Below are 238 nucleotides of genomic sequence, written 5' to 3'. Positions count from 1 at the left end.
AGTTCATTGCTCGTGCTGCGGTCATCATGGGTGTGGAAGGACGTTACAAAGTGGTGAAACACTGGCAGCTCAGGCTGGTGGGATTGTTCTACCGTACCGTGCGGGATGCGGCCGAGCTTTTGCCCCGCTATGTCGAGGACAACATCTTTATTTCAGAAAAATTCAAGGCTCGTTTTCCTGAGTTTCAGGTCACGACTTTCCGCGAATGACTGACGACTATTCTGCAGGAAAGCACGCA

General features: G+C 51.3%; 1 pseudogene. It reads left to right on the top strand.

Annotated features, from left to right (window positions below):
* A pseudogene (locus tag ACYP03_RS27885) lies at positions 1 to 209 on the top strand (NAD-dependent epimerase); the annotation flags it as partial.
* Between the last annotated feature and the right edge of the window lie 29 nt (positions 210 to 238).

This window comes from Photobacterium sp. R1 (assembly GCF_054600795.1).
This window is presented reverse-complemented; position numbering and strand designations above follow the sequence as displayed.